This window comes from Bradyrhizobium sp. STM 3562, from assembly GCF_045571435.1.
In the GTDB taxonomy this organism is placed as follows: Bacteria; Pseudomonadota; Alphaproteobacteria; order Rhizobiales; family Xanthobacteraceae; genus Bradyrhizobium.
On the sequence record NZ_CP120694.1, the window covers coordinates 1,686,638 to 1,702,242 of the forward strand.

General features: G+C 63.9%; 13 protein-coding genes. 10 read left to right on the top strand and 3 right to left on the bottom strand.

Annotated features, from left to right (window positions below):
* Positions 1 to 16: 16 nt before the first annotated feature.
* The gene (gene serB, locus P6U23_RS07740) at positions 17 to 907 is read right to left on the bottom strand and encodes a phosphoserine phosphatase SerB (protein ID WP_407178965.1); all 891 of its coding nucleotides are present in this window, start codon (positions 905 to 907) and stop codon (positions 17 to 19) included.
* A 3-nt stretch (positions 908 to 910) separates the two neighbouring features.
* On the opposite strand from serB, the gene miaA reads away from it, so the two are divergent.
* From miaA to P6U23_RS07785, 9 genes are all read left to right on the top strand, one after another.
* On the top strand, positions 911 to 1,831 hold the full coding sequence (gene miaA / locus P6U23_RS07745; RefSeq protein WP_407178966.1) for a tRNA (adenosine(37)-N6)-dimethylallyltransferase MiaA: 921 nt from the start codon (positions 911 to 913) through the stop codon (positions 1,829 to 1,831).
* A 391-nt stretch (positions 1,832 to 2,222) separates the two neighbouring features.
* Positions 2,223 to 3,998, top strand: a complete 1,776-nt coding sequence (locus P6U23_RS07750) for an acetolactate synthase 3 large subunit (RefSeq protein WP_407178967.1) — start codon at positions 2,223 to 2,225, stop codon at positions 3,996 to 3,998.
* A 238-nt stretch (positions 3,999 to 4,236) separates the two neighbouring features.
* Positions 4,237 to 5,220, top strand: coding sequence for a threonine dehydratase (locus P6U23_RS07755; protein ID WP_407178968.1), 984 nt, complete (start codon positions 4,237 to 4,239; stop codon positions 5,218 to 5,220).
* Positions 5,221 to 5,422: 202 nt separating this feature from the next.
* Positions 5,423 to 5,965, top strand: coding sequence for an acetolactate synthase small subunit (ilvN, locus tag P6U23_RS07760; protein WP_407178969.1), 543 nt, complete (start codon positions 5,423 to 5,425; stop codon positions 5,963 to 5,965).
* A gap of 5 nt (positions 5,966 to 5,970) precedes the next feature.
* Positions 5,971 to 6,666, top strand: coding sequence for a class I SAM-dependent methyltransferase (locus tag P6U23_RS07765; protein WP_407178970.1), 696 nt, complete (start codon positions 5,971 to 5,973; stop codon positions 6,664 to 6,666).
* 15 nt (positions 6,667 to 6,681) lie between these two features.
* Positions 6,682 to 7,560, top strand: a complete 879-nt coding sequence (locus P6U23_RS07770; protein ID WP_407178971.1) for an EamA family transporter — start codon at positions 6,682 to 6,684, stop codon at positions 7,558 to 7,560.
* Between the two features lie 3 nt (positions 7,561 to 7,563).
* On the top strand, positions 7,564 to 8,166 hold the full coding sequence (locus tag P6U23_RS07775; RefSeq protein WP_407178972.1) for a LysE family translocator: 603 nt from the start codon (positions 7,564 to 7,566) through the stop codon (positions 8,164 to 8,166).
* 136 nt (positions 8,167 to 8,302) lie between these two features.
* Positions 8,303 to 9,322, top strand: a complete 1,020-nt coding sequence (gene ilvC, locus P6U23_RS07780; RefSeq protein WP_407178973.1) for a ketol-acid reductoisomerase — start codon at positions 8,303 to 8,305, stop codon at positions 9,320 to 9,322.
* 792 nt (positions 9,323 to 10,114) lie between these two features.
* On the top strand, positions 10,115 to 10,498 hold the full coding sequence (locus tag P6U23_RS07785) for a rhodanese-like domain-containing protein (protein ID WP_407178974.1): 384 nt from the start codon (positions 10,115 to 10,117) through the stop codon (positions 10,496 to 10,498).
* A gap of 27 nt (positions 10,499 to 10,525) precedes the next feature.
* On the opposite strand, the gene P6U23_RS07790 is transcribed toward P6U23_RS07785, so the two are convergent.
* Positions 10,526 to 12,445, bottom strand: coding sequence for a transglycosylase domain-containing protein (locus tag P6U23_RS07790; RefSeq protein ID WP_407178975.1), 1,920 nt, complete (start codon positions 12,443 to 12,445; stop codon positions 10,526 to 10,528).
* Positions 12,446 to 13,211: 766 nt separating this feature from the next.
* Between P6U23_RS07790 and P6U23_RS07795 the strand changes: the two genes are divergently transcribed.
* The gene (locus tag P6U23_RS07795) at positions 13,212 to 13,841 is read left to right on the top strand and encodes a phasin family protein (protein WP_407178976.1); all 630 of its coding nucleotides are present in this window, start codon (positions 13,212 to 13,214) and stop codon (positions 13,839 to 13,841) included.
* On the opposite strand, the gene P6U23_RS07800 is transcribed toward P6U23_RS07795, so the two are convergent.
* Positions 13,838 to 15,475: an acetolactate synthase large subunit gene (locus tag P6U23_RS07800; RefSeq protein ID WP_407178977.1), complete on the bottom strand. Its 1,638-nt coding sequence runs from the start codon at positions 15,473 to 15,475 to the stop codon at positions 13,838 to 13,840. The genes P6U23_RS07795 and P6U23_RS07800 overlap by 4 nt on opposite strands.
* Positions 15,476 to 15,605: the final 130 nt, after the last annotated feature.

The window sequence follows — 15,605 nt, forward strand, 5'->3', positions numbered from 1 at the left end:
CACATTTGGCAGTGAGTTAGGACACAAACTCCTCCCGCCGATAGCCCTGCGCATAGAGCAGCGCGCTGAGATCGCCGTGATCGATTCGCGCGGCGGCCGCGATCGCGACCGCGGGCTTGGCATGATAGGCGACGCCCAGCCCGGCCTTCTGGATCATGCCGAGATCGTTGGCGCCGTCGCCGACCACGAGCGTATCGATCTCATCGAGGTCGAAGGACTGGGTGAGCTCGATCAGCGTCGCGAGCTTGGTGGCGCGGCCCAGGATCGGCTCGCGCACTTCGCCGGTGAACTTGCCATCGCGTACGACGAGCTCGTTGGCGCGATTTTCCTGAAAGCCGATTTTAGCCGCGATCGCATTCGTGAACAGTGTGAAGCCGCCCGAGATCAGGCAGGTGTAGGCGCCGTGGGCGCGCATGGTCATGACCAGCTCGCGGCCGCCCGGGGTGAGCGTGATGCGCTTTGTCAGCACCTCGTCGACCACACTGATCGGCAGGTCCTTGAGCAGGCCGACGCGCTCGCGCAGCGCAGGCTCAAAGGCGATTTCGCCGCGCATGGCGCGCTCGGTAATTTTGGCGACATGCTCCTTGAGCCCGGCGAAGTCGGCGAGCTCGTCGATGCATTCCTGGCCGATCATGGTGGAATCCATGTCCGCCAGAAAAAGCTTCTTGCGCCGGGTCGCGATAGGCTGCACGACAATGTCGATCGGCAGGTCGCCGCGGACCTCGCGCAGCCGGCCCTCGATCGCGTGGACCTCCTCCTCGCTCTGGAAGGGGATGTCGACCGCGACTTCGTCGAACAGCCATTGCACGTGTCCGGGCGAGGGCAGCACGGCAAGCGCGCCGTCCACGATCGTGGACTCGAGTGCGGGATTGGCGGGATTGCAGATCAGGGTCGCGACGAGAGACATCGGGTGATTTCGCTTCGGAAGAACAAGGCGGTGCTTATCGCAGGGCCGACCGCCAGCGGCAAGTCGGCGCTCGCACTGGATCTTGCGGAAAAAACCGGTGGAATCATCATCAATGCCGATTCCATGCAGGTCTATCGGGACCTGCGCGTGCTGACCGCACGTCCTTCGCCCGAGGAAGAGGCGGCCGTCGCCCACCGGCTTTACGGCTATGTCGATGCGGCGATCAACTTCTCGGCCGGCGCGTGGGTCGCTGACGCCGCTTCGGCGCTCACTGATGCGCGTGCCCAAAATCGCGTGCCGATCTTTGTCGGCGGCACCGGGCTCTATTTCAAGGCGCTGACGCGCGGGCTCTCCGCGGTGCCGCCCGTGCCGGCCGAGATACGCGAGGCCGTGCGCGCGCGGCTTGAGCGTGACGGCGTGGAAGCCATGCATGCGGAACTCGTGCGCCGCGATCCCGCCGCTGCGGAACGCTTGAACCCGCGCGATCGCACCCGCATTGCGCGGGCGCTGGAGGTCGTCGAGGCGACCGGGCGCTCGCTGCTCGACTGGCACCGCGAAGGCCTGCCGCCGGTGCTGCCGCCGGGGCAATTTTCCGCCTTGTTTCTCGCGCCCGAACGCGACGCGCTCTACGCCCGGATCGACGCCCGGTTCGAGGCCATGCTCAAGGCCGGCGCCTTGGAGGAGGTCGAGCGGCTGGCGGCGCGACAGCTCGATCCGCTGTTGCCGGCGATGAAGGCCCATGGCGTGCCGCCGCTGCTTCGGTATCTCAAGGGCGAGATCACGCTGGAGCAGGCTTCCGACATTGGCCGCGCCGATACGCGACACTATGCCAAGCGGCAGTTCACCTGGTTTCGGCACCAGCTACCGGAGTTTGCTTGGGTGAAACCGGGGGAGGTGAGGGCGTGGCTCAAGCAGGAGCTGTAGTTATCGGTCCCCGTCATTCCGGGTTCGGTGCTCTCGCACCGTCCCGGAATGCCGGCGCCGGCCATTGCCTTCAGTGCTGTCGCCGCAAATTCGCCCTCGCGGAAATCTTGGAACGCGGTTACACTCCCAAAGCGCACCAAATCGGCCGGTATGCCTTGACTTTGGGCCGTCGGCCGCTATGTTGCGCGCAACCTTTGGGAAGTCCGGCCCGAGCCATGCGTAACTTTATTTCCAACCTCCTTATTATCGTGGTCGTACCCAGGCGCACCGCCGGGGATGGCTGACGTCCATCCAAATCCAGGCGGTGTGCATGGGGCCTCTTGGGCCCTTTTTTATTTCCCGAAACAGAAGACGAAGCGGCCGTGCGAAAGCGGCAAATGCGGAGCCAGCCATGAACGAGACAAGCCATAATCCCAACCAGATGACGGGAGCCGCCATGATCGTGCGGGCGCTGATCGATCATGGTGTGCAGCACCTCTTCGGCTATCCCGGCGGCGCGGTGCTCCCGATCTATGACGAGATTTTTCAGCAAGACGCGATCGAGCATATCCTGGTGCGGCACGAGCAGGGCGCGGGCCACGCCGCGGAGGGCTATGCGCGTTCGACCGGCAAACCGGGCGTCGTGCTGGTGACCTCCGGCCCCGGCGCCACCAACATGGTGACGCCGCTGACCGATGCGCTGATGGACTCGATTCCGCTGGTCTGCATCACCGGCCAGGTGCCGACGCACCTGATCGGCAACGACGCCTTCCAGGAGTGTGACACCGTCGGCATCACGCGTCCCTGCACCAAGCACAACTGGCTGGTGCGCGACGTCAACGATCTCGCCAAGGTGCTGCATGAGGCCTTTTATGTCGCAACCTCGGGCCGGCCGGGACCGGTCGTGGTCGACGTGCCGAAGGACGTGCAGTTCGCCGTCGGCACCTATCATCCGCCGCGCAAGTCCGACGTGCACATCTCCTACGCGCCGCGGGTGAAGGGCGATGCGACGCAGATCCGCAAGGCCGTGGCGCTGCTCGCCTCGGCCAAGCGGCCCGTGATCTATTCCGGCGGCGGCGTCATCAATTCCGGCCCTGACGCAGCAAAGCTGCTGCGTGAGCTGGTCGAGGTCACCGGTTTTCCCATCACTTCGACCCTGATGGGGCTCGGCGCCTATCCCGCATCGGGGAAGAACTGGCTCGGCATGCTCGGCATGCACGGCACTTTCGAGGCCAACATGACCATGCATGATTGCGACGTCATGCTGTGCGTCGGCGCGCGCTTCGACGACCGCATCACGGGGCGGACGGACGCGTTCTCGCCGGGCTCGAAGAAGATCCACATCGATATCGATCCCTCCTCGATCAACAAGAACATCCGCGTCGACGTGCCGATCATCGGCGATGCCGGCAACGTGCTCGGCGATCTGTTGCAGGTGTTCAAGGCGGAAGCCAAGAAGCCGGACATCAAGGCCTGGTGGCAGCAGATCGCGACCTGGCGCGCGCGCAATTCGCTGCATTACAAGAAGAGCAGCGACATCATCATGCCGCAATACGCGATCCAGCGGCTGTTCGAGGCGACGCGCGGCAAGGACGTCTACATCACCACCGAAGTCGGCCAGCACCAGATGTGGGCGGCGCAGTTCTTCGGCTTCGAGGAGCCGCACCGCTGGATGACCTCGGGCGGGCTCGGCACCATGGGCTATGGCCTGCCGGCGGCGATCGGCGTGCAGGTCGCGCATCGCGACAGTCTCGTCATCGATATCGGTGGCGACGCCTCGGTGCAGATGACGATCCAGGAGATGTCGACGGCCGTGCAGCACGAACTGCCGATCAAGATCTTCATCCTCAACAACCAGTACATGGGCATGGTGCGGCAGTGGCAGCAGCTCCTGCACGGCAACCGGCTGTCGCATTCCTATACCGAGGCGATGCCGGATTTCGTCAAGCTGGCGGAAGCCTATGGCTGCGTCGGCATCCGGGCGATCAAGCCGGGAGACCTCGACGGCGCGATCAAGGAAATGATCTCGGTGAAGCGCCCGGTGCTGTTCGACTGCCGCGTCGCCGCGCTGGAAAATTGCTTCCCGATGATCCCCTCCGGCAAGGCGCACAATGAGATGCTGTTGCCGGCGGAGGCCGAAGATGAAGCCACCGCCGCGGCGTTTGCCGGCGGCAAGGCGCTGGTGTGAGCCATGGCGAACGCCACGACGCGTCGCTCTCCACACCTCGCTCCGCTTGCGGGAAGAGGTCGGATCGCATCGAAAGATGCGGTCCGGGTGAGGGGGATTCTCCAAGAACTCGGTGCGTGGATGGAGCCCCTGACCCCAGCCCTCTTAGCGCGAGCTTTGCTCGTCGCGCCCCCGCGAAGAGCGGGAGGCAGCGGGACGGCGCTCGCGTTCGCAGCACCCGCATCCGCGGGGCAATGCAATGTTTGACCTCGCCGAGCTCGAGCGCGCGCATGAGGTGGTCCGCGACGCGGTGCCGCCGACGCCGGCCTATGCCTGGCCGCTGCTTGCAGAGCGGCTGGGAACGGCGGTCATCGTCAAGCACGAGAACCACACGCCGACCGGCGCTTTCAAGGTCCGCGGCGGGCTGACCTACGTCGACCGTTTGAAGCACGAAAAGCCCGAGACGCGCGGCCTGATCTCGGCCACGCGCGGCAATCACGGCCAGAGTCTGGCTTTTGCCGGACGGCGTCACGGCCTGCCGGTGACGATCTACGTGCCGCGCGGCAATTCGGTCGAGAAGAACCGGGCAATGGCCGCATTCGGCGCGAGGCTCGTCGAGCATGGCGAGGATTTTCAGGCCGCGCGCGAAGAGGCCTATCGCCAGGCGGGGCGCGAAGGCCTGCACATCGTGCCCGCCTTTCATCCGAAGCTCGTGCTCGGCGTTGCCACTTACGCGCTGGAATTGTTGCGCACCGCGCCCGATATCGACGTGCTCTATGTGCCGATCGGGCAAGGCTCCGGCATCTGCGGCTGCATCCTGGTGCGCGACCTGCTTGGCCTGAAGACCGAGATCGTCGGCGTGCAATCGTCGCTGGCGCCATCCTACGCGCTCTCTTTCGCGGCCGGCACGGTCGTCACCACCGAGAGCTCCAACACGCGCGCCGACGGCATGGCGACGCGCATTCCGGATGCCGATGCGCTGGCAATCATCCGCAAGGGCGCGTCCCGCATCGTGCAGGTCACTGACGAGGAGATCGCCGCCGCGATCCGCGCCTATTGGACCGATACGCATAACCTTGCCGAGGGCGCCGGCGCCGCCGCGCTCGCTGCCGCGCTGCAGGAGAAGCACAGGCTTAGGGGCCGTCGCGTCGGGCTGATCCTGAGCGGCGGCAATATCGATTTCGATCTGTTTCGCAAATGGGTGATGGCGGAGAGCGCCAGCGCCGAGAGGATACCGGTGTGATGAGGATCATCGCGCCGCGAATGCAGTCGTCATGCCCGGGCTTGCCCGACTTCGATGCTGCCTTCGTCATTCCGGGCCGATGCGAAGCATCGAACCCGGAGTCTCGAGATTCCGGGGTCGTTTCTTTGGGCCGCCCCGGAATGGCGGAACAGAGAGAGTGTGCTCGACATGGCGACACAGAGATGAGCAGGGGACAACAAGCATGAGCCAGCCCGCATCGGCCTATTTCATGGAAGACCGCCAGGATCCCAGCGAGACCCATACGCTCGCGGTGCTGGTGCAGAACGAGCCCGGCGTGCTCGCGCGCGTCATCGGCCTGTTCTCGGGGCGCGGCTACAACATCGAAAGCCTCACCGTCTCCGAGACCGAGAACCAGAAACATCTCTCGCGCATTACCATCGTCACCACGGGCACGCCGATGGTGATCGAGCAGATCAAGCATCAGCTCGACCGCATGATCCCGGTCTATCGGGTTGTCGACATGACGCAGACGGGCCGCGCCATCGAGCGCGAGCTTGCCATGGTGAAGGTGCGAGGGCAGGGCGAGCATCGGGTCGAGGCGCTCAGACTTGCGGACGCCTTCCGCGCCCGCGTCATTGATGCCACCACCGAGAGCTTTGTGTTCGAGATCACGGGCAACACCGCCAAGATCAACCAGTTCATCGACCTGATGCGTCCGCTCGGCCTGGTCGAGGTGTCGCGCACAGGCGTTGCCGCCATCGGCCGCGGGCCTGAAGGGATGTAAGAGCCATGCTGGCGCGCGACTGGTTCTACAATCAGAGACGGCGGATCGGGCTCGACACCGCGGTGGCCTCGATCTACGGCCAAGACCACGATGCCGACCTGCGCGCCCGCGCGGCGCTGAGCATGCTCGGCGTCGAGCCGGGCTGGCGCGTTGCCGATATCGGCTGCGGCAACGGCGTGCTCGCGACCGAGGCGGCGTTGATGGGCGCCGAGGTCGACGCGATCGATATTTCGCCGGCGATGCTGGCGCTCGCCGAAGTCTACGCAACCGATCGCAGGGCCCGCATCCGCACCCGGTCGGCCGGGCTGCTCAGCTTCGCCTATGAGCCCGACTCCTATGACCTGATCGTCAGCGAGTTCACGCTGCACCATCTGCCGGACTTCTGGAAAGCGGTGGCGGCCGCGCGCATCTTCGCCGCGTTGAAGCCCGGCGCAAATTTCTATCTGCGCGACATCGTCTTCGTCAGCATGCCAGACGGGGGCGAGCGCAGCGTCGGAGAATGGGCCGATTTCAATATCAAGAATCACGATTTCGAGCGCGACAGCGTTGTGACGCATATGCGCGACGAATATTCCACCTTCGGCTGGGTGATGGAGCGCATGCTGACCGAGGTTGGCTTCACGCTCATTTCCGCCGATTATCATGCCCCACTGCACGGCACCTATCTGCTGAGGAAACCAAAGCCAGGCGAACAAGGCTAACAAGAGCCAGGAACAATGAAACCGGCCGACGTCTTTATCGCCGTCCTGGTGGCGGTCATCTGGGGACTTGCCTTTGTCGCAAGCCGTATCGCGCTCGACGAATTATCGCCGGCGCTGATGACGGCGCTGCGCTTCGGCATTGCGGCCGTCCCTTGCCTGTTCGTGGCCAAGCCGAAAGTCTCATGGTCGCTGCTGGCCGCGATCAGCTTCACGCTGTTTCTCGGTCAGTTCCTGGCGCAGGCGTATGGCATCGCGCACGGCGTGCCGGTCGGCTTGACCTCCGTGCTCGTGCAGAGCCAGGCGCTCTTCACCATCGCCTTTGCCGTGATCGCATTTGGCGAATGGCCGACGCCGGTGCAGATGCTCGGCATTGCGATTGCCGCAATTGGTCTGCTGATGATCTGCGCCACTGTCGGCTATGATTTCAGCGTTGGCGCCTTCGCCGTGCTGATGGTTTCGCCGATCAGCTTTGCCATTGGCAACCTGTTGCTGCGCCGTGCCCGGGGCGTACCGATGTTCGACCTGTTCGCCTGGCTGTGCCTGACCGCGGCGATCCCGCTCTTCGCGCTGGCCTTGGCCAGCGACGGCCCGGCGCCGACCCTGCATGCGCTGACCCATATGTCGCTCACCGGCCTCGCCTGCATGCTGGCGCTGGGCGCCATCTCCACCTCCATCGCCTATTGGCTATGGGGGCGGCTGCTGCGCGATTATCCGGCTGCCCAAGTTGTGCCCTTTGCGCTCTTGGTGCCGTTCGTGGGCTCGGCGGCCTCCAGCGTCGTTTTCTCCGAGAAATTCGGGGCGTTACGGCTGGCGGGCATGGTTACGGTGGTCGGCGGCATCGCCGTAATGCTGCTGTCGAAACGGTCGCGCGCCGTGCCTGTGATCGTGGAGTGAGCCATGTCGCAGTCGCTTTTCTTCGCCTTCATCGTCTTTGCCATCGTCATGTTCTTCACGCCCGGGCCGAACAACATCATGGTGTTGTCCTCGGGGCTGACTTACGGCTTTCGTCGCACACTGCCGCATATCGCCGGCATCACCGTCGGATTTGCCTTCATGGTCGGTGCCGTGGGCCTCGGCTTCGGCACCATCTTCATCGCCTATCCGGTGCTGCAGACGATCCTCAAATATGCGGGCGCGGCCTATTTGGTCTATCTCGCCGTCGTGATCGCGATGTCCGGCCCGCCGACGCCCGGTGAGGAAGACGGCGGCGGCCCGATGACGTTCTGGGGCGCCGCCGTGTTTCAATGGGTCAATGTGAAGGGCTGGGTCATGGTGATCGGCACCATCACCGCCTATGCCGCGATCGCGCGCTTCCCCCTCAACATCGCGATCCAGACGCTGCTTTGCCTAGTCTTGGGCGTGCTCTCCACCGCGACCTGGACGCTGTTCGGCAGCGCCCTGCGGCCGGTGCTCAAATCGGAACGGGCGGTACGGGCCTTCAACGTGGCGATGGCGCTCTTGCTGCTGGCGTCGCTCTATCCGGTCTTCATGGACGCATAAGGCCGCGATCCGCCATGCAGAATCGAGTTTCCAATGGACGATAAAATGCTCTAGACAACCCGCGAAATCTAAAAACTCACCCGACAAATCCTGATCTGACCCGGCCGATGGCGGCCACTCGAAGAGGAAACCACTGATGCGTGTTTATTACGATCGCGATGCTGACCTGAACCTGATCAAGGGCAAGAAGGTCGCCATCGTCGGCTATGGCAGCCAGGGCCACGCCCATGCGCTGAACCTGAAGGATTCCGGTGTCAAGGAGGTGGCGATTGCGCTGCGCAAGACCTCCGGCTCGGTGAAGAAGGCCGAGGCCGCCGGCTTCAAGGTGCTCGATGTCGCCGAGGCCGCCAAATGGGCCGACCTCGTGATGATGCTCACCCCCGACGAATTGCAGGGCGACATCTACCGCGAGCACCTGCACGACAACATGAAGAAGGGCGCGGCGCTGGTGTTCGCGCACGGCCTGAACGTCCACTTCAACCTGCTCGAGCCGCGCGCCGATCTCGACGTGCTGATGATCGCGCCGAAAGGGCCCGGCCACACCGTGCGCTCGGAATATCAGCGCGGCGGCGGCGTGCCCTGCCTGATCGCGATCGCCCGCGACGTCTCGGGCAACGCCCATGATCTCGGCCTCAGCTACGCCTCCGCCATCGGCGGCGGCCGCGCCGGCATCATCGAAACCACCTTCAAGGAAGAGTGCGAGACCGACCTGTTCGGCGAGCAGGTGGTGCTGTGCGGCGGCCTGGTCGAGCTGATCAAGGGCGGCTACGAGACGCTGGTCGAGGCCGGCTACGCGCCGGAGATGGCCTATTTCGAATGCCTGCACGAGGTGAAGCTGATCGTCGACCTGATCTACGAAGGCGGCATCGCCAACATGAACTACTCGATCTCCAACACCGCCGAATACGGCGAATACGTCACCGGTCCGCGCATCATCACCGATGAGACCAAGAAGGAGATGAGGCGGGTGCTGGCCGACATCCAGTCCGGCCGCTTCGCGCGCGACTGGATGCTGGAGAACAAGGTCAACCAGACCTCGTTCAAGGCGACCCGCGCCAAGCTCGCCGCGCATCCGATCGAGGAGATCGGCGCCAAGCTGCGCGACATGATGCCGTGGATCAAGAAGGGCGCGTTGGTCGATAAGACCAAGAACTAGCCTTTGATCCACGTTCTTGTTTGCGAGATCGCGCAGGGCGCGATCTCGACAGCAGGAACTCAAAACCTTCTGGAACGAAGTTCTCTCTCCCCGAGTGCGGGGAGAGAGCCAGGATAAGGGGACTCTCCGCGGACCGAACTCGTGGAGAGTCCTCCAATGCCCCGCCCGCTTCTCCCCGTGATCGCGACGAGGGACTGGCTCCGCGCATAAGCCGCTCAGCCGCCCAGCCGACAGCGCTTGCTTTCGAGGCTGATGACGTCGTGCACGGTTTCGAATTACCGCAAACGAATTTTTAAGGCTTGCCCGGCATGGTGCCCGCGAGATCCGGGCAAGCGATCTCGCCGCTGTGCAGCCAGAGTTCTTGGACTTCATCCATCCGCTCCGGCTCTTGTCAAACCGCTTCGGCTTCTTCAAGCGCGGCAATGGCGATCAAGAAGTGAGAGTTAAATCACATCCTTGATCTGTGTGCTCTCTGGGCGGATCCTCGTGGTCCAAAAGCCTTGTCGCTTCAAAGACGAAGACTTAATATTTCATCTTCTCTCTCATCGCGAGCTGTGCTCACCTCTCGGCTGAACGAAGCGCCCGCGCTGCAAGCATTGAGAGCTCGTGCATATTCTTGCTGATCGGTGGCATCTTGCCGCGCTCCTGGCGACCGCTTTTGCTTGAGAACATGAAATCGCTCGCGGCATTGTAAGCTGGGCAAAGGCCTGCCCGCGCCGTGCCCGTCACTCCAGGTTCACGGCGGTGGGCACGCGCTGCTTTGCCCACCCTACAACTCTCAAGGAGGTTCGCATGGCTCTCACCGTCAAGCAGATGTTGGAGGCGGCCAATGCCGCCGTGCCGAAGATCTCGCCGCGTGAGGCGCAGGATCTGATCGCGAAGGGCAACACGCTCGTGGTCGACGTGCGCGACGCGCCGGAGGTCGAGAAGAGCGGCAAGGTCAAGGGCGCCGTGCATGTCTCGCGGGGTATGCTGGAGTTTCGCGCCGATCCGGAGTCGCCCTATCACGACAAGAACTTTGTCAAGGACAAGAACGTCATCCTCTATTGCGCATCCGGCGGACGGGCCGCGCTCGCTGGCAAGCTGCTCAAGGATATGGGCTACGACCATGTCTACAATATCGGCGGCTTCAAGGATTGGGCCGACAGCGGCGGCGCGGTTGAACCGGGCGCGTGAGGCTGCGGCAGACCGGGCCCTGGCGGATCAGCGCTCGCAGAGCTGGCGCTGCCCCCCATAGGGCTTGTAGCTGCAGTCCGAAGCCCGGAACGAATGATAATAGCGTTCGCAAGCTTCGACATTGCATCGCGGGCCCTGCTGGGGCGTCGGCGCGGTGTCGCCCTGATCCGACGATCGCAAACCGGCGTTGGACTGTCCGACCGTGGTCGGCTCGGCCGGCGCGGTTTGGGCGAGCGTTGGTGCGCCGGCTTGCTGCATGAAGTCTTTCCAGATCCTGGCCGGGAGTGAGCCGCCGACGACGCCCTTCATCGGAGTGTGATCGTCATTGCCGACCCAAACGCCGACCACGAGAGCGTTGTTGAAGCCGATGAACCAGGCATCGCGATAGTCCTGGCTCGTGCCGGTCTTGCCGGCGGCAAACTCCTCGAGCTGCGCGGCGCGACCGGTGCCGTGCTCGACCACGCCGCGCAAGAGATCGATCAGTTCGCCCTGATATCGGCCAAGGCCGTGCTGGCCTTGCTCGGGTCCGTTGATCTGCACGTAATCCTTGTCGCTCGCGGTCTTGATGGCGGCAATGCCATGGGCATTGACGGGCGCCTTGCCGGCGCGCACGGCCGCATAGGCGGAGGTGAGGTCGAGCAGCGTCACCTCGGACGTTCCGAGCGCGAGGCTGGGATTGTTCTGCAGCGGGGAATGCAGGCCGAGGTCGCGCGCCGCCGCGATCACCTGGGCGATGCCGACCTGCTGGGAGAGACGCACGGTGGCATCGTTGAGCGAATTGGCGAACGCGTCTGCGAGCGTGACCTTGCCATGATGATGGCGCCCGTAGTTCTCCGGTTCCCAGCCCCGAATGTCGACGGGGGCGTCGAGGATTTCGTCATCCGGCGTGAAACCCTGGCGCAACGCCGCATAATAGTCGAACAGCTTGAATGCCGAGCCCGGCTGTCGCTGGGCCTGGACCGCGCGATTGTATTGGCTGTCGGCATAGCTGCGTCCGCCGACCATCGCCACCACTGCGCCATCAGGCCGCATGGCGACCAGCGCCGCCTGCGTTGCGTGTTTCTCGGCTCCGTACCTGGCAAGCATCGACCTGACCGCGTCCGTGGCAAGCTGCTGCAGGCGCAGGTCGAGCGTGGTCCTGATACGAACGGTGCCGCCGAAGGCGGGCGTCACTGCCGCCGCCTTCTTGTACACCCAGTCGGCGAACCAGTCGCTTGAGGCCGGCGCGAGGTCCGCCGGACTGGGCCTTGCCGGACTAAGCTTGGCCGCCAATGCATCGGCCTGGCTCAACTTGCGGTTATCGACCATCGCATCGAGCACCGTCGCCGCGCGCTTGCGCGCCGCGTCAGGATCGCGGAAGGGGTCGTCTTGCGAGGGGGCGTTGATCATGCCGGCAAGCATGGCGGCTTCGGGCAGCGTGAGGTCGCCGACGCCCTTGCCGAAATAGAGCTTGGCCGCGGCAGGAAAGCCGGTGGCGCCCGAGCCCAGATAGACATTGTTGAGATAGCTTGTGAGAATGGCGTCCTTGCTCAGATGATGCTCAATCCAGATCGAGATCGCCGCCTCCTGAATCTTGCGCCTGTAGGTGCGCTCCGGGCTGAGGAACAGGTTTTTCACGAGCTGCTGGGTGATGGTGCTGCCGCCGGCGACCGTCTTGCCGGCCGCCAGATTGTCCTTCATGGCCCGCAACACCGACGGCCAATCGATCGCGGCATGCTCGTAAAAATGCCGGTCCTCGATGCTGAGGACGGCATTGATGAGATTCGCGGGCATCGCATTGGCATCGACCGGCGGCAATTGTAGCTGCCCCTTTCGGGACAGGTCGTGCCCGTCCGCGGAGGTCAGCGCGATCACGCGTCGCCCTGTCACTTCCGCGGCAGAAGGAAAATGCACGTCGCGCAGCGTCCACAGCAGCGCGCCCGCCAGCATCGCCACGACGAAGATCATGCTGACCGCACCCGCAGCCGCGTAGAACAGCGACGATCTCCGGGATGATTGCGAAGTGGAGCCATCATCCGGAGCGCCAGGAGGATGCCCGATCACGGAACCCATGCCTCATTATGGCAACCGCGCTGCCTGACCGGCGGGTACGTCTTGCGCGGTGCGGAAAACCTGGCGAGAAACGCCGGTTCATACACTGCGGTTCCCAACACGCGATCGCTCAACGGTTGGATCTGAGCGCAGGAACAACCGCCTGGATCAGCGGTAGTTTCAGCTTCTACTCCCACGTGAGCTATCGGTTCGCGATTGGGGCACCGACGGCCGCAGGCGGCACGGTGTCAGCGGAGACCTCGCCCTCCACTACACTTGATGAGGCAAGTAATCTTCCAGACGGAACTCGAGCCAGGAGACAAATAATGAGAACTATCTCGATACTCTTCGCCTGCGCCTTGACCTCGTCTCTGCTGGCCGGGCCCGCATTTTCCGCGGTCAAATTCAAGCGCTTCCCCCATTGTCCTGAGGGGCTCGTTACGAAGAGGACCTGCGAATGCCACGCGGGCGCCTCCGGCCGTTACCGTTTTTGTCACGCTGGAGATTATTGCGATACCGCGAGAGGTCACTGCGATAAGTAGCTATTGGCGCTCAAGCGCGGTTCTCCAAATACGGACACATGGCCGCCGCGCGGGGGACAATCCGAAACCGCGATTTCAGCGTAAAGATGGACAAAGCTTACAGCTTGATTCGATATTTTTAAGCGACGGAGTCAGGGGCAATGTTGAACGCGGATGAGAACAAGCCGGCTGCAAAATCCGGCCAGCGGAACCGGAAGTCGGCGGAGCAGGGCGGCAAGGTCCGAGGGCGGAACCGCAAGTCCGATCAAGTGCGGGATGCCAAGCCCGATGAAGCGCAGGAGGCTGCTCATGCGCAGGTGAGCGAGCCGATCGCGGCGATTGAAACCGCACCGGCTGAAACCGCGCCGGCTGAAAGCGCGGCGAGTGAGCCGGCGGCAACCGGCAGCGAGCCAATTGAAAGCGAGCAGAGCGCCGCCGTCCACACCGACGTCCCGCCCGTCGTCTTGAACCCACCGGCAGAAACCGTTCCGGTCAACATCCAGACGATCGCGAATGCCTACGGCGACTACACGAAGAAGTCGCTCGAACAGACCAGGTCCTTTTTCGAAAGGCTTGCGGAAGTGCGCTCGCTCGACAAGGCCTTCGAGCTGCAGACGGCATTCGTCAAGCAGGCATATGAAACCTACGTTGCCGACTCCCGGAAGATTCGCGAGCTGCATAGGGAACTGGCCAGGCAAAGATTGGCGGGTTTCGAGGGCTTCATGACCAGGATGAGCCAAACCCCGTTCGGCCTGCAGTCGGGGACGAGCGGCGGGATCGCGAGCTCTTAACCGGGAGCGCTCTTGCGCAACTCGGTGACGAAAACGCGCATGTTCTCGGAATAGTCGACCGGCGTCGTCACCAGGTGAACGCCTCCTTCTCTGAAGGCGGCTTCGAGGGTCGGCGCCAGGTCGTCCGGGCCGTCTACGCGGCTGCCCGTGATGCCATACGCCCTCGCATAGGCGACGAAGTCCGGATTGCCGAAGCTCATGCCGAAATCGGCATAGCCGTCGACGGCCTGCTTCCAGCGGATCATGCCATAGGCATTATCCTGCAGGATCAGCACGACGAGATTGAGCTTGAGGCGAACCGCCGTCTCCAGCTCCTGCGAGTTCATCATGAAACCGCCGTCGCCGCAGACCGCGAGCACGCGACGCTCCGGATAGAGCGTCGCTGCCATGATCGCCGATGGCAGGCCTGCGCCCATCGTGGCGAGCGCATTGTCCAGCAACAGCGTGTTCGCGACCCGGGTCCGATAGTTCCGCGCAAACCAGATCTTGAACATGCCGTTGTCCAGGCACACGATGCCGTCCTCGGGCATGACTTGGCGCACGTCATGAACGATCCGCTGCGGGGTCAACGGATAGCGGCTTTCCTCAGCCCTCTCGGCGATGTGGCCAAGGATCTCCTGCCGCAGCTCCAGGAGCGCGCCTGCATTTGGTAGCTGGCCCTCGAGGCGGTCGGCCAGCAATCCGAGGCTTGGACCGACATCGCCGACCAGTTCGGCTTGGGGCCAGAACACTTCCTCGACCACGGCCGGCAGGTAGCCGACATGCAGGACGGTCGGGCCATTCGGCCCCATCAGGAACGGCGGCTTCTCCACCGTGTCGTGGCCGATCGAAATAATGAGGTCCGCGCGGTCGATCGCCCGGTGCACATAATCGCGCTCGGTCAAGGCGGCCGTGCCCATATAAAGCCCGGACCCGCCCGATACCGCGCCCTTGCCCATCTGGGTGTTGAAGAAGGGAATCTGCAGCCGCCTCACGAAAGCGGAGAGCGCCTCCGCAAGCCGCGGACGACTCGCCGCGGCTCCCAACATCACCAGGGGCCGCTCGGCGCGGCGGATCAACGCGGCGGCCCGGTCCAGCGCTTCTTTCGGCGCAATCGGCGGATCGACCGGGTGCGGCGGCACCAATGCGACGTCGGCGACGGCGTCGGCCGCGATGTCTTCGGGAAGCTCGAGATGGACGGGTCCGGGCCGCTCCTGCTGGGCGACGCGGAACGCGTCCCGCACCAGCGTCGGGATCGTCCGGGCGCTGACGATCTGGTGGGCCATCTTGGTGAGCGGCGTCATGGTCGCGACCATGTCCACGACCTGAAAGCCCGCCTGCTTGCGGCTCAGGATTCCCTTCTGGCCGGAGAGCATGACCATCGGCATCGCGCCGAGCAGCGCATAGGCGGCGCCGGTCGTCAGGTTCAGCGCACCGGGCCCGAGCGTCGACAGGCAGACGCCCGGCCTGCCGGTCAGCCGTCCATGCGTGGCTGCCATGAACGCGGCCGCCTGTTCGTGCCGCGTCAGCACCAGCTCGATCGAAGATCGCCGCAGCGCATCGACAAAGGCGAGGTTTTCCTCGCCCGGCACGCCGAAGATCCGCTGGACGCCCTCGTTTTCCAATGCAGCTACGAGCAGTTCGGCGCCGTTCATGGATGTGCTCCTTGTTCGAGGCTCTTGCTGAAACTGGACCTATCGGATCAGCTTTTAGTCCCGGATCATTTCAATGTTAACGCCACGGCGCCGTGAAACTGGCCAACGGGAAATGTCTCGGCTCGCGAAG